21 protein-coding genes and 2 pseudogenes are annotated in these 21900 nt (G+C 57.5%); 10 read left to right on the forward strand and 13 right to left on the reverse strand.

Translation table 11 applies throughout. The features are described 5' to 3' along the window. Positions 1-25: 25 nt before the first annotated feature. Complete coding sequence (locus PY650_RS18315; RefSeq protein ID WP_285880896.1) at positions 26-1066, forward strand: IS110 family RNA-guided transposase; 1041 nt, start codon at positions 26-28, stop codon at positions 1064-1066. A gap of 256 nt (positions 1067-1322) precedes the next feature. On the opposite strand, the pseudogene PY650_RS18320 reads toward PY650_RS18315, so the two are convergent. Beyond that, positions 1323-1917: pseudogene (locus PY650_RS18320) on the reverse strand (IS6 family transposase); the annotation flags it as partial. A gap of 373 nt (positions 1918-2290) precedes the next feature. Here PY650_RS18320 and PY650_RS18325 point away from each other — a divergent pair. After that, positions 2291-2494, forward strand: coding sequence for a cold-shock protein (locus PY650_RS18325; RefSeq protein WP_285880897.1), 204 nt, complete (start codon positions 2291-2293; stop codon positions 2492-2494). 223 nt (positions 2495-2717) lie between these two features. On the opposite strand, the pseudogene repC reads toward PY650_RS18325, so the two are convergent. From repC to PY650_RS18355, 4 genes and pseudogenes are all read right to left on the reverse strand, one after another. Beyond that, positions 2718-3005 (reverse strand): annotated as a pseudogene (gene repC / locus PY650_RS18330) (replication initiation protein RepC); the annotation flags it as partial. 257 nt (positions 3006-3262) lie between these two features. Continuing rightward, positions 3263-3679, reverse strand: a complete 417-nt coding sequence (locus tag PY650_RS18335) for a hypothetical protein (RefSeq protein ID WP_285880899.1) — start codon at positions 3677-3679, stop codon at positions 3263-3265. 11 nt (positions 3680-3690) lie between these two features. After that, the gene (locus PY650_RS37145; RefSeq protein WP_349644499.1) at positions 3691-4263 is read right to left on the reverse strand and encodes an XRE family transcriptional regulator; all 573 of its coding nucleotides are present in this window, start codon (positions 4261-4263) and stop codon (positions 3691-3693) included. Between the two features lie 241 nt (positions 4264-4504). After that, the gene (locus PY650_RS18355) at positions 4505-4813 is read right to left on the reverse strand and encodes a hypothetical protein (RefSeq protein WP_285880900.1); all 309 of its coding nucleotides are present in this window, start codon (positions 4811-4813) and stop codon (positions 4505-4507) included. A 218-nt stretch (positions 4814-5031) separates the two neighbouring features. On the opposite strand from PY650_RS18355, the gene PY650_RS18360 reads away from it, so the two are divergent. Continuing rightward, on the forward strand, positions 5032-8577 hold the full coding sequence (locus PY650_RS18360) for an SIR2 family protein (RefSeq protein ID WP_285880901.1): 3546 nt from the start codon (positions 5032-5034) through the stop codon (positions 8575-8577). Positions 8578-8611: 34 nt separating this feature from the next. On the opposite strand, the gene PY650_RS18365 is transcribed toward PY650_RS18360, so the two are convergent. The 5 genes from PY650_RS18365 to PY650_RS18385 form a co-directional block, all read right to left on the reverse strand. Beyond that, the gene (locus tag PY650_RS18365; protein WP_285880902.1) at positions 8612-9382 is read right to left on the reverse strand and encodes an LEM-3-like GIY-YIG domain-containing protein; all 771 of its coding nucleotides are present in this window, start codon (positions 9380-9382) and stop codon (positions 8612-8614) included. 610 nt (positions 9383-9992) lie between these two features. Further along, the gene (locus PY650_RS18370) at positions 9993-11006 is read right to left on the reverse strand and encodes a tetratricopeptide repeat protein (protein ID WP_285880903.1); all 1014 of its coding nucleotides are present in this window, start codon (positions 11004-11006) and stop codon (positions 9993-9995) included. A gap of 390 nt (positions 11007-11396) precedes the next feature. Continuing rightward, positions 11397-11603, reverse strand: coding sequence for a cold-shock protein (locus PY650_RS18375; RefSeq protein ID WP_285880904.1), 207 nt, complete (start codon positions 11601-11603; stop codon positions 11397-11399). A gap of 588 nt (positions 11604-12191) precedes the next feature. Next, complete coding sequence (locus PY650_RS18380) at positions 12192-12338, reverse strand: DUF1127 domain-containing protein (RefSeq protein ID WP_285880905.1); 147 nt, start codon at positions 12336-12338, stop codon at positions 12192-12194. A gap of 167 nt (positions 12339-12505) precedes the next feature. Beyond that, complete coding sequence (locus PY650_RS18385) at positions 12506-13480, reverse strand: 3'-5' exonuclease (protein ID WP_285880906.1); 975 nt, start codon at positions 13478-13480, stop codon at positions 12506-12508. Between the two features lie 132 nt (positions 13481-13612). Here PY650_RS18385 and PY650_RS18390 point away from each other — a divergent pair, with 132 nt between their 5' ends. The 3 genes from PY650_RS18390 to PY650_RS18400 all read left to right on the forward strand — a co-directional run bounded on the left by PY650_RS18390 (position 13613) and on the right by PY650_RS18400 (position 15304). Further along, a complete protein-coding gene (locus PY650_RS18390) occupies positions 13613-14113 on the forward strand; it encodes a hypothetical protein (RefSeq protein WP_285880908.1) in 501 nt (166 codons plus the stop codon). A gap of 388 nt (positions 14114-14501) precedes the next feature. Beyond that, the gene (locus PY650_RS18395; RefSeq protein ID WP_285880909.1) at positions 14502-15071 is read left to right on the forward strand and encodes a hypothetical protein; all 570 of its coding nucleotides are present in this window, start codon (positions 14502-14504) and stop codon (positions 15069-15071) included. An 80-nt stretch (positions 15072-15151) separates the two neighbouring features. Next, a complete protein-coding gene (locus tag PY650_RS18400; RefSeq protein WP_285880910.1) occupies positions 15152-15304 on the forward strand; it encodes a hypothetical protein in 153 nt (50 codons plus the stop codon). A gap of 118 nt (positions 15305-15422) precedes the next feature. Here the strand turns inward: PY650_RS18400 and PY650_RS18405 are convergent, their stop codons facing one another. Further along, a complete protein-coding gene (locus tag PY650_RS18405; RefSeq protein WP_285880912.1) occupies positions 15423-15869 on the reverse strand; it encodes an acyl-CoA dehydrogenase family protein in 447 nt (148 codons plus the stop codon). A 654-nt stretch (positions 15870-16523) separates the two neighbouring features. Here PY650_RS18405 and PY650_RS18410 point away from each other — a divergent pair. Beyond that, a complete protein-coding gene (locus tag PY650_RS18410; RefSeq protein WP_285880913.1) occupies positions 16524-17393 on the forward strand; it encodes a class I SAM-dependent methyltransferase in 870 nt (289 codons plus the stop codon). A 943-nt stretch (positions 17394-18336) separates the two neighbouring features. Here PY650_RS18410 and PY650_RS18415 read toward each other — a convergent pair. Continuing rightward, positions 18337-18570 carry a hypothetical protein gene (locus tag PY650_RS18415; RefSeq protein WP_285880915.1) on the reverse strand — a complete coding sequence of 78 codons (234 nt, stop codon included), beginning with the start codon at positions 18568-18570 and terminating at the stop codon, positions 18337-18339. 406 nt (positions 18571-18976) lie between these two features. After that, positions 18977-19306 carry a hypothetical protein gene (locus PY650_RS18420; RefSeq protein WP_285880917.1) on the reverse strand — a complete coding sequence of 110 codons (330 nt, stop codon included), beginning with the start codon at positions 19304-19306 and terminating at the stop codon, positions 18977-18979. A gap of 443 nt (positions 19307-19749) precedes the next feature. Between PY650_RS18420 and PY650_RS18425 the strand changes: the two genes are divergently transcribed. The 3 genes from PY650_RS18425 to PY650_RS18435 all read left to right on the forward strand — a co-directional run bounded on the left by PY650_RS18425 (position 19750) and on the right by PY650_RS18435 (position 21688). Beyond that, on the forward strand, positions 19750-19917 hold the full coding sequence (locus PY650_RS18425) for a hypothetical protein (protein WP_285880919.1): 168 nt from the start codon (positions 19750-19752) through the stop codon (positions 19915-19917). Positions 19918-20108: 191 nt separating this feature from the next. Next, a complete protein-coding gene (locus tag PY650_RS18430; RefSeq protein WP_285880921.1) occupies positions 20109-21092 on the forward strand; it encodes a DUF3991 and toprim domain-containing protein in 984 nt (327 codons plus the stop codon). Beyond that, positions 21089-21688 carry a DUF1419 domain-containing protein gene (locus PY650_RS18435; RefSeq protein ID WP_285880923.1) on the forward strand — a complete coding sequence of 200 codons (600 nt, stop codon included), beginning with the start codon at positions 21089-21091 and terminating at the stop codon, positions 21686-21688. The genes PY650_RS18430 and PY650_RS18435 overlap by 4 nt, the downstream gene beginning before the upstream one ends. The last annotated feature ends 212 nt before the right edge of the window (positions 21689-21900 follow it).

Below are 21900 nucleotides of genomic sequence, written 5' to 3' on the forward strand. Positions count from 1 at the left end.
AAGCATCAATGAAAGGAAGCGCAGCATGACGTATTTTGCAGGCCTTGACGTTTCGGTGCAAGAGACATCGATATGTGTCGTCGATGAGACCGGCCGGATCTGCCGGGAAATGAAAGTCGTCAGCCACCCGGACGACCTGATCCGGGTGCTGAAGAACCCTGACTGGGAACTTGTGCGGATCGGTCTGGAAGCGGGCCCGATGTCGCAATGGCTCTATAGCGGCCTGGCAGAAGCAGGCCTTCCGGCGATCTGCATCGAAACCAGGCATGCGAAAGCATTCCTGAAGGCGCAGGTGAACAAGACGGACCGCAACGATGCGCGTGGCATCGCGCAGATGATGCGGGTCAATCTGTTTCGTCCCGTGCATGTCAAGACTCTGGCCAACCAGAAACGCCGTGCCCTGTTGACGGCGCGCAAGCTGCTACAGGAAAAAGCGCTGGCTTTCGAGAACGATATTCGCGGATTGCTGCGCAACTTCGGCCTGAAGGTCGGGATTGTCGGGGTAGGAAAATTCGAGGAACGGATCCACAATCTCATTGAGGCCGTCCCGGATCTGCAGGAGGTCATCGCTCCTTTGCTGGAAGCGCGGAGAAAGCTGCGGGAAGAGTTCTCACGACTGCATCACAAGGTACTCGACATCGTACGGGATGATGTCACCTGCAACCGGCTGATGACGATACCCGGAATAGGTCCAGTGATCTCACTCGCTTACATCTGCACCATCGATACTCCCGCCCGGTTTGCGAAATCACGAGCGGTGGGACCGGCCTTGGGGCTGACGCCGGTTGTTAATCAATCGGGAGAAAGCAAAAGGGTCGGCCGCGTGTCCGCGACCGGCGATGCGACCATGCGCGATTTGCTTTACGAGGCGGCGCAGGTATTGCTGACCCGCGTGAAGAAATGGTCATGGCTGAAGGCTTGGGCGATGAATGTCGCCAAGCGCCGGGGTCTGCGAAAGGCCATTGTCGCTCTTGCACGGCGACTTGCGGTGATCATGCACCGGATGTGGAGCGATGGCACGGAGTTCCGGTGGACCCGCGACAACGACGTGGCGAAAGCCGCCTGATCGGAAACAACAGGAGACAATAAAGTTCTGCCAGCCGGTGGAAAGATGTCCTTCGCGGACGGTGGACGAGGTGAGTTCGGGCCAACCCTTGCTTCGACTGCGGTGTATAGCAGTCAGAGCGCGTGAAAGATTGGGCCACCTTGTTCTTCTGATCCTATGGTGGGAGGGCCAACGAGCCGATCCCGGAGAGAAGCGTGGACTGCGGAAGACATTAAATGCCGGAACATAACTCGAAGTACTTGACCTCAACACGCCGAATAGAGAAGAGGTTGGCAATCGGGTCGTGGAACGAAACGCTGAAGCTGTATCCTTTCCCGTCGTCGGATCGGTTGATGGGAGTTTTCTGCCCGATTGTTCAGGCCCTTATATGAACGATGCTCGACACCAGGCATGACCTCCCGCTCCGCCGCACCGTAGGATCGAAGCTTGTCGGTGATCATCACGCGGGGCGAACGGCCTTGGCCTTTCAGAAGCTTTCGCATCAAACGCTTTGCAGCCTTGGCATTGCGGCGGCTTTGGACCAGAACGTCGAGGACGAAGCCGTCTTGGTCTGCGGCGCGCCAGAGCCAGTGTTTCTTGCCGGCGATGGTGACGACGACCTCGTCGAGGTACCATTTGTCACCGAGCCTGCCGACTGAGCGTTTCCGGATATCTTTGGCAAAGTGTCTGCCGAATTTCTCAGCCCAGAGCCGCACGGTCTGGTCAGAGACAATGACGCCACGCGCTGCCAGCAGATCCTCGACCATGCGCAGGCTGAGCGGAAACCGGAAATAGAGCCACACCGCATGGACAATCACTTCAGCCGGAAATCGATGGCGACGGTAGATAGGATCACGGGCAAGTCTGGTCATGCCGCCAGATCCCACATTTTGACCAATGCCCCATTAACGTTACGATGCCCTATGAAGAGGTATGGGGGAGAGCCTTCACGGCGGGAAAAGATATCCAGCAGCCTTAGGAGGCTGCTCGAAAGCAGCAAGAGCGCTCTCGCGCAAGCCCCCGGAGTGCGAAGCGAGCGGGCCGAGATTGGCAATCGATCTCGGAAACCCGCATATGAGTGATGAGAACCAGAAGGCCGTCGGCTTCCGCAACGGCACCCACCAATCATGACGTTCATGCCTCGACGCCGAAGACGACGCCTCCGCGCCCGCAGCCGCCGCTTGATCTAGCAATAGCGGACCGCTAGTTTGCCGACGCGAGCAAACTACAAAACACGAGGATGTTATGCCGACTGGAAAGGTTAAGTTTTTCAACGCCGAAAAAGGCTTTGGTTTCATTACGCCAGAATCTGGAGGAACGGACGTTTTCGTGCATGTCTCCGCCCTGCAATATGGCGATGTGCTTAGAGAGGGGCAGTCCGTTTCCTACGATCTCGGCCAGGATCGAAAGACCGGCAAATCAAAGGCGGAAAACGTCAGACCGCTCTAATCGCGTTGGGTCTGAAACGTCGGCAAGGCGGTCAAACGCGCCTTCGCCATCTGGCAGTTTATTGCGAGATCTCGGTTTTTTTGCCGGAGCCATCGATCAGTTCAAACAGGTGTATGCTGCGCATCATCGGCGAAACTCGGGACACCACAAGCGAGCATATCGCCCGCTTTAGCGTCTGAAGAGTATGTGCTTTTTGTTGATCACGATGCCCTCCGGCATGGCGACCATTCGTTCGCATCAACGCCATCAACATCGGTCCAAGCGAAAACTCGCTCCGCTCCGCCTTGCGGCTAAGATCGCGCAGATATCCGCCGGCCGAGTTGATGTGCCCTGCCCTTTCGAGAATGCACGCCATGACGGCCGCTGCGTTTTCGGGGCCAAGCGCATCCCAGGCATCCTGGTAGGCGCTCGGGCTCACACCCAAGGTCGATCGGACCACGACCGCGGCGGACATCAGCTCTCGCCAGCTGCCGATGGCGCCGCCTGGACCGTAGTCGGCGATCTGCGGGCAGGTGTCGTTTTGCATTTAAACGCAAGACTCGCATGCAAGAAATTCAATAAGGTAGCGCGGCACTTAAATTGAGATTGGGCACTTAATTCGAGATTTTGGCTTCGATTTCGGTACTTAACGTGAGATTCCCCGCTGTAGACAAAAGGGCCGGCTTCGGCCAGGCTTGATCAGAAAAAGGCTAATAACACAAGATGATATTGCCGAATCTGAAGGCGTCAGACGCCGAATATCGCACCGAAAAATCTCAAGTTAAGTGCCTAGACCTGCCGGAACGGGCGCATTCTCACGGTTAAGTGGCAAACGACAACCGCGACTAGATGTGGGGGCCGGATTTCGTAGCCCGCACTGTGCTCCGCAAGAGTGCGATTGATAAGGCCGGCGTCCGGCACGGCGAGACCCGCCTCTTCGTATTCAGCGCATCCCGTATGAAAGGCTTCGATAAATAGCGGCGCGTTTTCGGCAAAACGGTTCATCGCGTCATGCAGGTCCGACCACGCCGAGCTTAAACTGCTACTCCAGCCGTTTCCGCCAAAATGGTGTTTGAATCGCTCGACAATTCGCTGCGTCTCCCCTTGCGGGGCTATTTTCTCGATAAAAGCGTAAAACGCATGCACCACGCCCCGCGGCGCAGGCCCTGGGCTTGTGAAACGCCAGGAGGGATCAAATTGTAGCATCGAAAACTCGCTCAAAAATGAGCTGGCGCAGGACGCGCCCGCTTCGCTGCAGGATGCACTTTTACCTTTACGTCCACCGTCTGGCCGAGAAGATCAAGCATCTTCCACAGGCGATCGACCGTGAAGCCGTCCAGCTTGGCACGGCGGATGCGGGAAAATTCAGTGTAGTTGATCCCTGTTTCCGCGCCGGCCTCTCGCAGTGAAAGCTTGCGCTTGTCGAGTGTGTTGATGATCTGCGCCGCCAGAGTCGACCGCAGGTGCTCCAGTTCCGGATTCGGCATTTCGAGATCGCGAAATATATTTCCGCTACCCTGCACCAGTTCCATATCGTCGCTCATCCTAAAGCCTCCTTCAGTCGTTTTAGCCGCTCGCGGATCAGATCGATTTCGGCCTTGGGCGTCGCAATGCCCGACTTCGATTTTTTCTGAAACGCGTGGACAAACCATATGTCCGTCCGTGTCTATCTGCAGCACGTAGACGACGCGAAAGGGGTCGCCCCGGTGCTTCAATGCCAGCTCAAGCACGCCCGAACCAAGACCAGTCAGCGGCTTCGCGATATCGGGATGGCCGCCGGCGGCGACCACTGCAAGCGCCCGCGCCATATCGATCTGCGCATCCCGCGGAAAATCCTCAAAGTCTTTTTTTGCCGCTTTGATCCACGATACTGGTCGAGTTGTATTTGGCATATGGTCGATGTTGATATATTTATCAACACTTGTCAACCATTCCGGACATAATCACCAAAACTGGGTGCGTATCGGCGGTACTTCAGATCGGGCTGGTGTGGCCACCAGTTCGCCGTCAGCGTTTGCGTAGGTGAAGGACCTAACCTGGCAGACAGCTTTGTGGTGAACTCTCTAATTTGAGATTCTTGCGAGCCTCAATTTCTTCGGAGAGCGCACGCTCGAAAGCTTTTGGGAACGTCCCGAAAACCGGAACCGTCTCATTTGTCTTCGCAAGGCGTTCGATCGAGCCGGCTCGATCCAAATAGATATCAAGGTAGGTCAGCATTTCTTGTCCAGCAGCCTTGTAGCAGTCTGTCTGCGCGCAAGCCAGATAGGCCTTGATGTCGCTGCGAATGTCCTCGTTGAGGCTGAGGATATGTTTGATCGACTGGAGCTTGGTCTGAAGCATTTCCCCCTTGCGCACGTGCATTGTAGATGTACGTTTCTAGTATGCCGGCACCTTGGTACGAGAAGAAGTTCTGGGGCAACACAACGAGTTCACAATACTCTCGTCTGGTATCAGCCAAAATGTTACCGATGAGCTGATCAACCCGCTCTAAGGTTCAGATGTCTCTCCGCTTCTCCGAGAATGGTCCCGAATTTCCGACTGCCCTTGTCGATTCCATGATGGCCGGCGAAGTGGTCTTCCTTTGCGGCTCCGGTATCAGCGCGCCTCAATTGCCGGATTTTAAAACGTTGGTCGACCGGACCTACGAACGGCTCGGCGTGGAAATGTCCCCGTCAGAGTACAGCGCTTATACGGCGGGCCGCTATGAGGAGACGCTTGGATCGCTAAGCCGCAACCTGGCCGATCCCGCGGCTATGGTCCACACAGTGTCCGATCTCCTTAAAGTGCCTGCGGATCCCAAGCTGGAGCAACATCAGACAGTATTGCGTTTGTCACGCGACCTTAGCAATAGGGTGCTTGTGGTCACGACCAACTTCGACACGCTTTTAGAACATGCTCTACCTAAGATCTTCTCATCACAGGCTATCCGCGACGCGAGTTTTGCCGGCCAAGCTCTTCCTGCGCCAGGCTCTCCTGACTTTTGCGGTGTCGTTCACATCCATGGGCGTCTCGAAGACAATTCTTTGGAGTTGGAATCGACACCGCTAGTTCTCACTAGCGCTGACTACGGCGACGCTTACATGCGGTCAGGCTGGGCCTCCCGGTTTCTTTTCGATCTTGCGCGCTGCAAGACTATAGTTCTAATCGGGTATAGCGCCGGTGACGCCCCGGTCCGATATTTTCTCAATGTCCTCGAAGCTGATCGCATCCGATTCCCAGACCTGAAGCCGGTCTACGCGCTCGATGCCTATGAGCACAACCCAGCAGAAACCGAAGCGGCATGGAGTACGGTTGCGGTGACCCCCCTGCCCTATTGCAAATTCGACCCTGAAAGCGGAGTGCCAAATCACTCGCCGCTCTGGCAGGATCTGGCTCGTCTTGCGGATGTCCTGGACAGGCCGAAACTATCGCGGGAAAGGCTCGCAAGAGATATTCTTGGTCAACGCGACCCAAGCCCCAACGACGGCGAGCTCGGACAACTCTCCTGGCTCTTTGCCAAGCGTGGCGACCTTTGGCCCACCATTGTAGAGGCTACGGACAATCCGCGATGGTTCGATGTGCTACAAGACAACGGGTTTTGGACCGCGGACGAAGCCGCCTGGGTCATCCCTGCGTGGACCGCCCGCAATCCGGAAAATTCAGAAGTTTTTGGCGTTGCCGCGAAGTGGGCGCTGAAGCTAGGGGAACCATTCCTCCGAAATCTCGACCGCAGACTATTGCGCTCGAACTTATCACCCTTCTGGCAAAAATGCTGGCGGTTGCTAACCACAAGCCGGCCGGTACTGCCCGACGCTTTCGATGAGGAGGCGGCTGCCCTCAATCAAAAACTGAGATCTGGCGTCGTACTGGACGTCGATCTGCAGCGGTCCGTCGAACGACTAAAACCGAACGTCGTCTTGCAAAGCCGATCGTGGATCCCAGACAGCGAAAACGACGGTCGCGAACCTGGCCAGCTCTCCGATATTGCCGGCATCGGCTTGGAAGTGGCAGACAACTTTCATGTGAGCGAGTTGATCGGCGGCTTGGATGCCTTGACCGGACAGTCCCCGCGCATTCTCGAACTTGCGACCGAGGCGTTGAGGTCGCTGCTACAAAGCGCGGTGGAACTTGGACTAATTAACGGCGACGATGATGCAACTGACTATGACGTGCCTTCGGTGGAGGAGCATGAGCAGAACGAGCATCACCAAGGCGTTATCTTTCTCGTCAGAGCAATCGTAAACGCTTTCAATAAGACAGTAGCTATCAATCGGGATCTTGCTCGTCACGTCGCTTTTCGCTGCCTTGAGATGCCAGGCAGGATCGGAATCCGTATCACGCTTTACGCGCTTCGAAACACTGAAGCATTCACGTCTAATGAAGCCATAGATGTGCTGCTAAATTTGAGGGATTCGGATTTCTGGACCATCCGGCGGGAGTTGCCGCTAGTCCTTCGTGACAGATCAGCAGAAGCCGAGCCTACCAGGCTCGAGGCTATAGAATCTCGAATCCGTCAGACGGCTGCCAGATATTACGATCGCTACGAAATCCAAGAAGGTCAGGTCGACTGGCGCACGCACGCACGCGATGCTGAAATTTGGCTCCGGCTGATGATGCTGAAAGAGGCCGGCGTCCTTTCAGTGGCGGGCGCGGACAATCTCGCTGCCATAGTTGCCCGTCAGGAATATCTCGATCGGCCGACCGAGGATCGCGACTTCTTCGGCATCTATAGCTCCGGTGTTCGCTCCGTGGCAGGCGACAGCGCACCGATCATGGAAGCGGACCCGGACGAGCGTCTCCAAGTTGCGATCGAGCTTTCGCAGAGTCCCAACCTCGATCGCCAACTCGGCTGGCTTAGCTATTGCCGGACCGATCCGCAAGGCGCCTTCGAAACTCTTGTCGGTGCCGAACTTTCGGAAACGAACCTTATCCTCTGGGCCGACCTGCTCACGACGCTGTCGTTCGGAGAGGAGTCAACAAAGCAGTTGCGCGAAACGCTAATCGTCAAGTCCCTGGCAAAATTAGAAGCCATCGAGGTGGGCATCGACACGCGGCTCGCGAGAACCCTGATCGACACTTTGTTGTTAGGCCCGCGCCGCGACATCGCCAATGTCGAAGACTGGTGCGATCGGCTGTGGCGGACCGTATGCGATGAGGAACAGGACGTAGTATACGACGACAATCTTTACGACACCGCAATCAATCGTATGCCCGGCCGCCTGGCGCAAATACAACTTCAGGAAATTGACCATAGCCGCGAGACCGATAACTCTGATCTGGCACGTCAATTGAACCGGCTCGAAGTTATGGCTTCCCACCCAGGCGCAGCAGGCGCGTTTTCGAGGCCAATCTTCATTCAGGCGCTGCCTTTTTTGTTAGCCGCCGACAGCCGGTTCTCCAAGAGCGAACTGGTGGCGCGGTTGTCTGGGGATGGCGACGAGCCCCGCGCACTGCGTCGGATACTAGTGACCCACGCCGGAGTGACGCCCGAGATAAGCAAGCTGGTTCCAGAAGCCGTGTTACGGGCCGTCGTCGAGTCTTCGTCGGACACAAAGGACGGAGTTCCTATCGCGGCCCAAATACTCCGGCCGGCGGTCGCCTCGCTTCGAAACGACCAGCCCGAGCGATGGGGCATTTCTGAAGCGGACGTCGGCCGCGTGTTGCGTCAGGCACCGGGCAAGATCCGCGCCGGCGCACTTAACGTGCTTGCCCAGTGGCTCGCTGCCGACCAAGAGGGGCCCGAGAAGGCTTGGACTGCGATGGTCGCCCCGTTTTTCAATCGAATCTGGCCCGTCGAAAGGCGGTTCGTCGACCATGCGCATAATATCCATCTCATCCGGCTTATCGTCGGCGCGGGCGATCATTTCCCATCAGCACTCAACTTGCTGCGGCCCCACCTACGCCCATTCTCGCGTAGCGCTAGCTTGCACTCTTTGAAGAACAGCAGCGCACTGCGCAAATTTCCGTATGCGGTACTGGACCTGCTCTGGACGGTACTTGGACCATCGGATGCGACGTCCTATGAACTGGCTGAAATCCTCGACGAACTGATCGACGTCGATCCTAATATTGAAATCGACCGCCGGTTCCAGTTTTTAGAGCAGAAGGCCACCCGCTACCGCTGATCGCATTTCGCCGACAGTCTGGATCGTTGACGAATTAGCAATTGATGTAGCGACAGGCCTGACGAGCCGGTGGAAGATCGCGTGGACTGATGCGTTTGCCAAGTGCGCCTACGTAAAGATCCCAAACGTCCTGAGGCGCACGTTCGCACTGGAAGGCCAGTCTATGTGTTTCATCGACCACCCCAGAAATGTCAGGAAAATCTGCGGCGCGTGCCGGACCCCAACTCAGAGGTTTAAAGGCGCCGACGACGACACCGCGATCGACTGCAAGCACATAGTCAACTGTCTGGGCGCGCTTCCGGCTTAGTGGCCAGCAATAGCGTATTAGGTCAAGGATAACCTTTTGATCGCGTCGACCGAGGAGCTTATTGATCGTGATCGCCAGGAGTTTGTGCTCTTTTCCAAGGACAAGCGGCGGCAGATTGTAGCGTTGCAAAAGTTCCTCGACAGTTGCCATTCCGCAGGCAGATGCATCATGTCCCCGGACCGCATTGCGCAGCATCGGATAGGCATCAATAAGTGCCGCTTCGACTTGGAAGGCTGTCTCGTCGTTCATGCCATGGCGATGAATGACATATTTGACCTCGTGCCCTACGCATTGAATTTCACGGATCAGGTCCAGCTTTGGCCCCATGATATCGCTTTTTTGATCATCAGGGATGTTGGCCTCAAGAGCATGCTGGAAAACACGGTTTCCACGTCCCTTGCCGACGTAGAAGGTCTCTCCGTTGCGAGGATCGATCAGCCTGTAAACGTATGCCCGTAGCTGTTCAGCGACCTCGTATGTGAAGGAATAGTTGGCCATTGCAACCCAAAAGTAGAACGTCTTGAAATTGATTAATGGAGTCGCGACGCAGCGTAAAGCATGTGAATGGCGTTCGCGGTGACTAGTGGAAGACCCCGCTGAATATGCGCGGACGCCTTTGTGGCTGCTGCGCGGACCGCCTTCACAACGGATTGCGAACCGAGATTCACCGGCGGGCACCTTTATGCTTCGTCGGCGTCAGCGCAAAAGAAGCTAAACGGTGCCTTGGCCCTGCCTCACTGCCACGATGTAGGGCCCTCCTCGCTCGGTGGTTGCAGCCGACTCAAGGGGATTCCTAGTGCAATCCCCTTGCCATGTGGCAGGAAGCCGCTAGGTCAGGTTACGCTAGAGCAGCACTTGGGGGAAGAAGTTGGCGTATGATTGGAGCGGCGTCAGGACGCGCCGAATAAAAGCATTGAAGGTGGGAATCTCCCTGTTGATCGCGGTTGCAGCTTTGGCAGGCCCGGCAATGGTACTGCTTCGCTCGCGTCACTGAAGCGTACGCCGCCACCAGCACTGCGAGGACAGCTGCCCGTGTAACTTCGGCTGGCGTGCCGCTTGCCTTACACCAGTTTGGTCAAAGATCCGCGCACCACGCCCATTGAAGATTTCAAAATCGAGTTGGTCGATAACACCACGGCTCGACCTGCCGGCCATGGCGATCGGCGCGACTTTGAATGATCTCGTTAGAGAGGGCGTCGTCGATCCGCCCGAGTGCGGCATCCTCACGATCGAGGATGTGCCGGCGGTGAGCGGGGTCGAACTCCCACAGCAGCGCCTCCTGGCAATCGAGAATCGCGGCACGCTCGATCAGAATTTTTGGATGCGTGTGCAGCCAACGCACGAAAGCGATAGCCCCCGGTGTCCGCTGCCACAGGTCGCCACAATGGTCCAGATAGTCGCGAGCCGTCTCCGGTTCGGCGAGATTGGAGCCGTGCCAGATCGCGAGAGGCATCGGTTCGGGGTTGCCCGAGAGGATCTCGGCAATATAGCCATTCGCCACGAAACCACGCCGCAGACTGGTCGCAGCGGAGATCGGATCGCCGGCCTTCAGGCGCAGTAGCGCGTGCTCGTAATGATAAGGTGGATAGTGCCCGGCTTCGTCCACGAAGATGCGCTCGGCTTCCTTTGTCTCACCGGCTCGCAAATATTCCGAACCGATCAGATAGCGGATGCCCTGATTGTCGTTCGGGTTCCAGGCGAGCATCCTCTCCATCAACCGCAACGCCTCTTGGCGCCGGCCGAGGCGAAGCTGGGACAGGACCGCACCATGGGCCGCACGCAGAAAAGGACGATTCTCTAGAAAGCTCCATTCGATCCGCCCCGAAAACTCGGCAGGGATGGCACGCTCGCCTGCTACAAGACCGTGAAGGCAGGCCTGAAGCGCAAGTTTCGGTTTTCCTTCCTCGATAAGGGCGTTGCCGAGATGGGCATGGCCGTCGATGAAATGCGGGTGGCGCTCGACCAGCGCCTTGAGCGTCTTGAGATACTTCGCGGGTGTGATGGTTCCCGCATCGCGCTGATCGAGCGCGTTGTCCAGTTCTTCGACAATTCCGTCATAGTCGTCGCCATGGCGAAAGACGCCACCGTCCTCGAAGATTTCCAATTCGACCTTGCCGTCCATCCTGCCGGGACCCTCTATGTTTAGTAGGCACGATAAGGGAAACGTCGCCCTTAGCCCGGACGAATCGAAACCCCACTGTCGAGCCAAGATTATCCTGGTGGAGGCTTTCTTGGCAGACTATTTTTCGTTACCCAAATTTCAAAGATGGTACGGCAAAGCAACGGGAGGAGTTCGTCAAACGCGCTGAGCCTGGAGAGCAAGATGCATAGATACAAAAGGCTAAAGTGAGTCGAATAGCTCAAGCTTGATCCTACGGTTCGCGCGGCTCACATTACTATGAGATTGCGTTCGAATTCTCCCTACGAGTCATCAAGCCGCAATCTGGTACCCACTGGGGCCGCCGGTCATGCATTTGGCAAAGCCAACCAAAGCCGGCTTTGCCAATGGACATCAGCCTTCGAGGTTGTCTGCCGACATCTTGCCGGACTTACGATCCTTCACGAGCTCGTAGGTGATCTTCTGGCCATCATTCAGGCTGCGCATGCCTGCGCGTTCCACAGCCGAGATATGAACGAACACGTCCGCGCTGCCGTCATCTGGCTGGATGAAACCGAAACCCTTCGTCGCATTGAACCACTTTACAGTACCTGTTGCCATTGTCGGCCTTCTCCAATTCCGGTCTCCGACAGCCCATGCTGGCGGAACGGTGTCGTAATATAGAAGGTGCGGTAGAAACAGCCATAGGAGAGGAAGACTGTGACAGGCATCCTGTAAGTGAAAGAAAGCACACAGCGCAGGGCAAGGGTCGCTAGGATATCCCGCAACAGCTCATCGGATATCGTCTATGGGAACCACACCCGTCCATCGGGCACAGAGATAACCACGTCGCTCCCAAAACGAAAAAGCCTGCCGCGGGAGGAGGTGCGGCAGGCTTTCGAAAAGAACCGAACAACAGCTGGGAGGAGGAGTGCCGCTGTTCCCGCAGACGATCTTGGGAGGAGGATAAGAGCGCCTGCAAATCGAAGGGATGCGGGAGGAGGTGCATCGCTTCGATGGGTTGGAGCATAGACATATTTTGCCCGTGTGATAGGCATTTCTTTGCAGGGCAGTCATGCGCCATGCGAAAAGCGGGAAGCTCAAGAACGTGCGGCTTTCACGAGGAAGCGCCAGAGTTATCAAACAAAAGCGCCCGCTTGAGGACAAGCAGGCGCCGACAAAAGGACGAAATGAATAGCGTTCGAGCTGTCAGTGGGCGACCGGGGCGCGGGCAACGTTACGTATATCACCGCGATCGATACCGAGATCGTGCAGTTCACGGGTCGACATACGGCCCAGTTCAGCGACCGTCTGACGGTACTTGCGCCAATTGTTCAAAGAGCGTGCGACGTTCATGATGACCCCTTTCCTTGGGCATTCGACGCCCAGCTGCCATCCACGGCGCTCCGTTCGCTTCGATGAGAGACATATAATATGAAGCCCTCGCTTTTTGCAGCGCCAAGGCATCACCACACCTATGCGATGATCGCATAGGTAACAGATCCGGCTGTATCATCTTTCGATCAGGCTCTGAACCGATCGAAGGCCGTCAGGTGTAAAATCGGCGGGTCCGCCTCATCCCACTGATAGATGTCTGAGCGCAGATAGCGAAGCTCGTCGTTGAGATCGTCTTCGTCGACTTCGATCCACCAGGACTTCGGGCGACCGTCGCTACCGTCCGACCAGCGATAACCCCTCGCCTTCAGATGGTCCTTCATGTCGAACGGACTGTGCTCGGCAAAGATGCGAACACGCGATTGCTGGCTGGCGCGGTATAATTCTTGGAAGGGGCTTTCTTCGTTTGTCTGCTGCCGATCGAGGATCTCCAGAAGCGCAAAGCAGTCGTCCACGGCGCGGTGGCCCTCGTAGAAATAGCCGGCCTGGCCTACGAGGTAGCCGAGCTTCGTGCCTTCGAAGCCGCGAGCGCTCCAATCGATCTCCGAAACCGAGCAGGCCCACGCCTTGCCGGAAAAGACAGGTGAGAAAACATCGCAGAACGGCCGGTCAAACCCGGCATTGTGTGCAATGATCAGGTCTGCCGGTTCAATCAGTTTACGCAGGGAGCGGATATCAATCACCTCTCCCTCCACCATCGCGTCCGTGATTCCCGTAAGTCGAGTGATCTCGGGCGTGATCGGCGCGGACGGCTGCTGCAAGCCGCCATAGACACCGATAACGTCACCGATCATTCCATCATCGTTGAAGGTAAAGGCGACTGCACCGATCTCGATGATCTCGTCGGTCCGGTGATTGAGACCCGTAGTCTCGGTGTCGAGCGTGACCCCGATACGGGAGAACTCCGGCCGCCTGACCGGGGCAATAGCCCGAGCGACGAGCTTCCTGAGGACGCGATAGTTTCCGCTCTCTTGAAGCTTTCGCGCCATGTCTTCGTCGGACAATGTTGCGGGCTGCGGTCGTCGTCGCAGCGCCACGCGTGGGCTCACCTCTTCCACCGCAGGAGGCGGCGCCTTCGAAAACATGTCGAGTTGCGAATCCATTTCCAGCTCTCGTCGCCTGATCGCACAAAAAATAATGGCACCCGGCATCCTATGCAACGCAAGATCCGACCTGCGATATTCGATAACTATTGACAAACCGACCTGGGAGCAATTGCCGCACAGGAGGAGACGATGGACGCAGTTCCAAAAGCAGCGGCAGTTCTCGTGAAGGATATACTTGCGGCCGTGAAGCCGCTCGCAGCCGAATATTACCGCATCAGCGGCAAGCCACTTGGCGTGACAGGCGAAATTGCCGAATATATTGCAGGCGAACTCCTCGGGCTTGAATTGGTCCCTCCCCGTACCGCCGGATACGATGCCTTGCGCCACACGGCTGCCGGCCTGGAGCGAGTTCTAATCAAGGAAATCAAGGGAAGAGCCTATGACCCCGCGGTCAGCCGCACCCAGCGGATAGGCACGATCAAACCGGAAGATCCATGCGACGTCGTCATGCTGGTGCTGCTCCACAACGGAACTCTCGACCCCGTTGAGATCTGGGAGGTTTCTTTTTCGTCGGTTTTCGCTCGGCTGGCCGAGCCGGGATCGAAATCGAGGAATGAGCGTGGCGCGCTTGCGGTGTCAGATTTCAAGCGGATCGGATCGAAGATTTGGCCAACGGAGCGAGGATCATAAAGGATGCTGTATTTCGCCTATACGTCCTGTTTCGCAGACAAGATCGACCGCCTTGAAAGGACTCGAACCGTCGACCCATCGAACGAAAAGGGAATTTCTGCGACCGGCGCTTACATCCGTCGTACCACAGAGAGCGCTAGGGTATCTGTTCATCGCGCGCACGCAAAGGCCGGATTGATCGATAGGAAGTCGGTCGGAAGTTCGGAAACCAGATACTGCTGTCCACCTTTCAGACGAAGTTGCAATACACCGAGTGCCAGAATCATAGTGGCAATCGTCTCAAGGCTGGGCGGACGAGGCGATAATCTCGAATCGGCACAAGTCTAACAACCGATTTAATGTCAGGTACACCAGCCGCGTGTAGGTTGAGGCTCCATAAGGAGCTTCCATGCAAACACTGTCATTTTGTGAGACCGCCGCCCTCTGGGGCAGCACTGATCCCAAAGGCATTCCAGGAACGGTTTTTTCGTTTGCAGACGTCACACCCATCTCGGCTGAGATTACCGGGTCAGCAAAGAAGACCGCATCGGTCCACGTAAGCTCACCTGCCATTTTCAAATTGAGAATAGAGCTTCGAAACGATCCTGAACTTATCGCCTCTAGGTTTTCGCGCGACACTATCCAGTTGCGGAAAATCCTGAAAGCGAATGGCTATGAGCGGATTGCAATCACAGGACCGCTCGCTTGCGGCATGTTCGTTAAGCGGAAACGGGTGATCGTTCGTAACAACATACTTTTCGCTATGGTGATCCCAGTTGCGTTCCTCCTAGCGTGCTTTCTGATTTTGATACCGAGCGTCATCTGGTCGATCTTCGGGAAGCTATCGAACACGATTGATGCATTGAAGTTTCTCCTCAGTATGCCGCTGCGGGCGATATGCGGGTTCGGGAAACACTACATCATCGATTTCGATACCAAACTCGGCAGCGCCGAACCTTCGTCGATCGTGGAAACTTAACTCTCCGATCGCATCCGGGGCTCTCAACGAGTCCCGGTCCTTGTATCTGTGGTTCCTCGAGTTCAAGAGGAGTGCCGCGCATGTCTCTCAGCATCTGCACCAGCCGCATCGGCAGCCCCGTTCGTCTCATGACGATGTTCGCAGCCAATGGCCTAGCTGACGCACATGAAGCAGGCATGCAGGCCGTCGAAGAGGAACACGAGCGCCGTCGTATCAGTACGCATGTGAGCTGAAAGCGGCACGCGGCTGGGCCGACGATATCGGTCGTGTCGCAATCCGCGCCACTCGTCATGTCGTTAGCCTCGACTCAGAGGTTCGTCCTCCGCGTCGCGCTGCAGCAGCGTCAGGCTGTCATCCAGATATAATGACGTCCGACTTGTCACGATACATCAGATCGTAGGTCTGTCTCGGCAATCGAGGACTCACAATGGCCGAGACGCTGCCGATCATCGCGGTCCACCCGACTGAGCCGTCGAGTCGAGCCAAAGCGCTGATCACTTCCATTCCCGAGGGTAAATCCAGCTCAAACCCGCCACGGCTGCGTGGCGCGAACATGCGGTATACTCCGATCGACCGTAACTTCTCGATAAGATCTGACGGCATGCGGCGTTCGGCTTCGATCTCGGCTGCACTGGCCAGCACCGCGGGAGCCAGATCGTGAATTGCATCGAGCATCCGCCCCACAGCCAATGTTCCCGATTCTGTGTCGCGAGAGCCGCATTGGCCGCTTGCGCCCGCCATGTGAGCCGTACCATTTGTCCGGCGGATAGCATCAATCTGATCCGTCAATTTCTGCATTGCCATCGCTATTTTTAGGAATTGTGGTGCCGCTTGCCTGTAATACATGCAGTGCGACGGTGGTGGGTTTGCGGCTTTGGCGCGTTACATGGCTCCATCCCGCGCTTCGCGTGCCGTTCCTTCCTTGGCAGCCTTCAGATCGGCGGCGGTCGATATGCGGCTGGGCTTTTGCAAAGCAGTGTGAATGTTCACTTTTGTCCTAATCCCTTTTGCCGTGACCTGTGATCACGTCCGATGTGTGTCTGCGGACCTCCGATGCTGGCTTGCCGAAATGCAAATCAAGTCCGCCATAGCTGCTAGAGCATTGAAGGAGAGTTCCGTGCGAAAGGCCGGTGAGCTGATCATGTAATTTTCCTCGTCTTGCGTGCCAGCGTGGCCGGCGATCCGACGCAAGTGCCAATCGAAAAGTCATTGGCAAACAACATGATCACTCCGCAACGCATTGTTTGATCCCCGACATTGTCTCACAGCTGACAACGTTCGATCGGCACCCGAGCGGTCACGGTGGGCCATCATCTCATCCTTCGGCACACAACGGCCCAGAGGCTCGTCCCATGCTGATTTGGAAACGATGTTCAAATCTGAGGCGAATCTATTATTGCAGATGATTGCCAAACTATTCGCTCGGCGTCCGAGATCGCTAGGAGATTGCCATTGAGTTCCTCAAGTCGTTTTGCTGAATACGCTCTGGGACATTCAGAATCGGAGATGCGCAGGCTGATCCTGCAGGCCGCGGCACTGCGGCCGATGACTGAGCGATTGCTTCGCGCAGCCGGGCTAGCTCCGGGCATGCGGGTGCTCGATCTCGGCTGCGGCCCCGGCGATGTGTCCCTTCTGGCGGCAGAGCTGGTCGGCCGGTCCGGAGCGGTACTAGGCGTGGATCGCAGCGAGGAAGCGCTCGTCACGGCGCGGGCACGGGCAAAGGAAATGGGTCTGGCGCAGATCCGCTTCCTGCATGCGGCGGCCGACGAGGCCGTCGACACCGTTATGGCCGACAAACGGTTCGACGCCGTCATCGGCCGCTTCGTCCTATGCTATCTGCCGGATCCGATCGACACGCTTCGCCGGGCGGTCGCGCGATTGGCGCCGGGCGGCATTCTGGCGTTCCATGAGGTGGATTTCCTCGATGAGTTCCGCTCCCGTCCTTTGGTGCCGCTGTGGCAGCAGGCGGGACAGTGGCTGCTAGAAAGCTTCCGGCCGACGATAGCGCATCCGGACATCGCCGGTCGGCTGGTTGAGGCTTTCGAGACGGCCGGGCTGCCGATGTCGGGGCTGTTCTGCGAATGTCCAGTCGGCGGCGGCACAGCCTCGCCGCTTTATGCTTGGCTGGCGGAACGCGTGCGTAGCGTGCTGCCGCTGCTGCCTCAATCCGGTGCGGCCACTTGTGAGGAGGTGGGCATCGACTCGCTGGAGGTGCGGCTACAGCAGGCGGTCGTGGCCATGAGCAGCCAGGTCGCTGCCCCTGCCCAGGTCTGTGCTTGGGCACGTAAGTCCTGCGGTGAGGACTCGCGACTGGCCCGATGATGCGGTCGGCCATCGGCCGACGTATCAAATTTTGCGTCCACCTTGATGATTTTGGCTTCCGGATTTTTTCCGCTCTCCTCCATATTCAGTAGATCGCACATGCCTTTGGCACGTTCGTTGCTAATGTTCGGTGAGCGGCACGCCAAGTTTGCGCATCTGTGGACATTGCCTCCCAGAGATCCCACCGTCGCCTTAAAACGGACTTCAATTAATTCAAAATCTGCATTGCTTTTAAAAAAATCGAACTATATCGTTTCCACAGGCGATTTGTCCCTATTGTCGCCTAAGCGGCCGCACCTGCGGCCAGTGGGCCGCCTGATCACCCCTCTAGGCGGCCCAAACTTTGATTACTTTTGAATTCGCGCTGCCATCAACTTTGCGGCAGTTGACGCGTGAGTCCCGACCGGTACCTGCGATCAATCACACCAATCGTCGGAAAGTCACTATCAGATTTCGCAATACCTGAAGCTTACCCAGCTACATCTGCAAGGCCGAACCATGAGACTATCTGTCGATATGGCTATTCTCAGGAGGTCGGGATTTGTAGCTGGCGCATCATTTGCCAGAACGAAGGCGGCAGCGGGGCGGTCCATTCGTCATCAAGCAAGGGCAGTGCATTGGGGCACAACGGCTCGCCTGAGTGTCCAGTTCTCGGCGTCTTCCCGACATTGTGTCAATTTTAGCGATGTGACGACAGAGCTTTGTTTGGCAGTTTCTTTGCCGTTCTTTGCTAAGCTTTTGAAAGTAAACCAAGATGTTTCACCCAAACGTTATCACCCAAATGGCATAAATATTGATGCCGTTCATTGAGAGACGGCGCGAGCTGTTTCCTCGCGCAGAGCCGAGCAATGTCTCAATGGGGCTAAACGACTGGAGACAGACGCGCTGGTCACGAAGCTGGCTGTGGCGGATCGTAATCGTGCGGAAAATCCTTGTCATAGCGCTAGAGCCCGTTTGAGCTCGTCATGCTCGAAAGGGCTGGCCATGCGGTTGATCCGGCCGCCTTGGCCATATCGCGCCAGTTCGCCGTCACCGTCGCCACATCTTTGATAACGGTGCGGGTCTGCGCCAGCGTGAGCGCAAGGAACTCCGAAGCGGCCACTAGTAGGTCGACCGAGCAGGCGAGGTCTAGAGACGAGCCGGGCGCGAAAACGAGCTGAATGTCCTCATCTGTCACTTCATCTCTTAGAATGCGCTCGGTGATTTGAAGCAGCCGTCCACGTTCAATAAGGGCCGGCAATCCCGGCGCGGATAGGTGCCTGGAAAACGTCCTGGTCCACCGAAATCGAAGCACGCCAGGCCGCGCTTCGTCCGCAACCCCGAGAAGATAATCGCTCTCTGCAAGGCGGCGGCCCCAGGTATCGGGCGCGGAGTCGCCGATGGAACCGAACGTAGCCAATCCGGCCGGAGGGGCGAAAGCACCACGGGTTAAGGCAAGGGCTGGTTCCAGGGAGAACCGATCAGGGTCCTGACGCCACGCACCGTCTTACTCGAAGCGGATTGTCTCCGCGCCCCTGACACGATTAGTTCGTGCTAGGCCAATCGGCCGCGAGCGACCGTTGAGGTCGATGTGTACTTCGAAGTCAGCCATTGCCAGATGATCCAGTTGGCCGCTTGGGGTGGGCATGCTTGGGCAATTGCGCGCTGGCGAGCGCCTGACAAATGCTGTCATTGCTGATGTCGGCGACGTGGCTCAGTCCGTCGAGTAGGCCAAGCGCCTGCAAAGCGCTTGCGTAGATGCCAATGCTGACATTGGTGTCACCAGCTTCGACCCTTTGCAGCGTCGAACGCAACGTGAACGCGCGCTCAGCCACGACTGCCATCGGTAGCCGTCGGCGGGCATCGTGAATGTCCGCTCCGAGTTTACGCAGCGCTCGTCGCACCGCAGCGGGAGAGTTATCGGGAGTGGGCATTTGAGACCTTCATGCTACAGATCGCCAAAATATGCAGCACGAAGCTTACAAAACCTCCATAGGCTGCATGATAATTATGTCTGAAAAGAGAGACGTTCCTCTAAAAAGGAGGGATGTAACTCAGCCCGCTTTCTCCACCGGGTGCCGATGGCGGCCAATGCTCGAGCGCACGCCTCACCGCGGTTCGGGTGTCGCAGCCGGCAGATCGCAACCCTGTCGATGCAACCGAGCGTCGTTGTGTGAAACTTCCGTCGAAGCAGCCCAATCCCGCTCTTTGTCGATGGCGTCCTGGCCAGGTTCCGGATCTTCCACGATCAACCCACAAGGGGTCCGCTAGTCAAGCTGCGGCCGCTTCCGCTTCGCATCGCGGTGATCGCGCCCGCCACCGGGCCTTTTGAGGAGCCATCGAGCGGGAATTGGTCCGCTTGCAAGGAGCCTCACCCATGTCACACGACCTCTCACTCGCCCAGTCCTACGCTTTCCAGCTCTCCCGCGACCTGATGGTCCCGGTCACGCTCTTCACCGTCGACGGCGAATACGGCGTCCTGCCGTCCGACGAAATCGACGACGACGATCTTGAGATCGTTCACGAGTACACGCCTTGGCATTGAGCCGGCGCCATGGCCTTCGGCGTGCCGCTTGCGAGCGGCAGGCCGCAAGGGAGGCTTCGCCGCGGCCGACCTTGCATGATTCACCAAATTGCCAGCCGCGCCCTTGCCGCCTTTGCTCTTCGCGGCCGCTGAAGCGGCGGACGAATAAAGCTGACGAATTGGAGGCGATCGCTCTCGCGATCGGAAGGAAAATGGATAGAGGAGAAATAGCGGCGCTGCGCGAAAAGGTAAGCTGCGCCGCGGTGCTGGAGCAGACCGGGTTTGCCATAGACGTCAAGGAGAGCACCCGGCGAGCGGTGAAGTTTCGCCGCCGCGGAGAGATCATCATAGTGACGCATGAAGGGCGTGGATGGTTCGATCCGCTCAGCGACGCGAAAGGCGATGTCTTCGCCCTGGTCGAGCACCTCGACCGTGTCAGCTTTCCGGCATGTGTCGAGAAGGTCGCGAACCTCGTGGGGTTCGAAATTTCCGCGCCCGAGTGGCAGCCTCGCATTGCGGACGGCCAGTCCGAACTTTCCATTTCGGACCGTTGGCAGGCTCGGCGCTTCCCCTGGCCGGGCTCGTCGACCTGGCGCTACTTGCATGACGAGCGTTGCCTCCCGACGGCGATTATCCGCGCCGCGATCAAACGCAACCTTCTTCGCGAAGGTCCGCAAGGCAGCATGTGGGCCGCCCATTGGAACCAGGCAGGCGCTGTGACGGGCTGGGAGGCGCGCAGTCCGCAATACCGCGGGTTTGCCTCCGGAGGAAAGAAGGTCCTGTTCCGCCTCGGTTCGGATGCGGCGGTGCGCCTCGCCGTCACCGAAGCCGCAATCGACGCCATGAGCCTAGCGGCAATCGAGGGCCTGCGGGACGGCACGCTCTATCTCAGCACCGGCGGCGGCTGGTCGCCGACCACGGCCGCGGCACTTGGCGCGCTTGCGTCAGGTCCGAACGTCCAGCTTGTCGCTGCCACCGACGCCAACCCTCAAGGCGATACGTTTGCCGAACGGTTGCGCGGGCTTGCCGACGAGGTCGGATGCGACTGGGTGCGACTTCGCCCGCCCGAAGAGGACTGGAATGAAGCTCTGAAGCTGCGCGCGAAGCGAGGCACTGAGAAAAGGAAAAGGGAGGATGGAGGGAAAGAGGGCGAGGCGTGCCGCATGCGCACCGCCCGCGCAAGGAGGCGCAGATGACCTCTTCAATCCGCAAAGTGTTTCAAGGCGTCGCAACTCGCCCACAGATGTTTCGCTTGTTCGACCGCCATGTCCAGCGGCCGAACCGCTGGGACGGTGACGCAACGCCGCTTTACGCCGGCGAATGGTTCGAAATCGCCGAAGCCGAGCACGACTACATGTTCGAGATCCTGCCGCCGCTCTGGATCCGCGGCTCGATGTTCGCGATGCGTGAATTCCTGACCAGCTCCGTGACATCCGTGTTCTTCGTGCCCCGCATCGATGACGCGATCCGGTATTTTCATGCCTATTGCGACCTTTCAGACAAGACGTCCGTCGAGATCATGCGTGTCGCAATCATCGACCGGGAAAGCTGCCACATCCGCGCCATGACACGCGATGAGCGCCTCGAGCACATCTGGAGCACGACGGCCGACGACTATCGCGGCTATGCCGGTGCGCGTTGGCCGGCAGCGGCGCGTGGAAAACGGACGGTGCTGCTCTATGGCCGCAAAGAGGGCAGCTTCCTGAAGCTGCTCGAAGATCTCACCAACGATGAGATCGCCGCCAAGCTGCCGGTGCAGTTGCGCCATCTCCCCTCACCGATCGCGGCATAGAAGGTGTTGCCATGCTCACTACCCGATCGCATCCGTGCGCGAAGCAATCGCCGGCGGATCGACTTCCTCGATGCCGAACAATCTAAGGCGATGATGGTGGCAAGCCCAGCCGCCACGCGTCGTCGCATCGTCTTCGCCTCAGTCGCCGTGCAGATGGTCAGGTGGAGCGCGATGAGCGCTTTGCCGACCTTATACCGGCGGCCATGGACGCC

The sequence above is a fragment of the Martinezella calliandrae genome (genome assembly GCF_030272695.1).
Taxonomy (GTDB): Bacteria; Pseudomonadota; Alphaproteobacteria; order Rhizobiales; family Rhizobiaceae; genus Rhizobium; species Rhizobium calliandrae.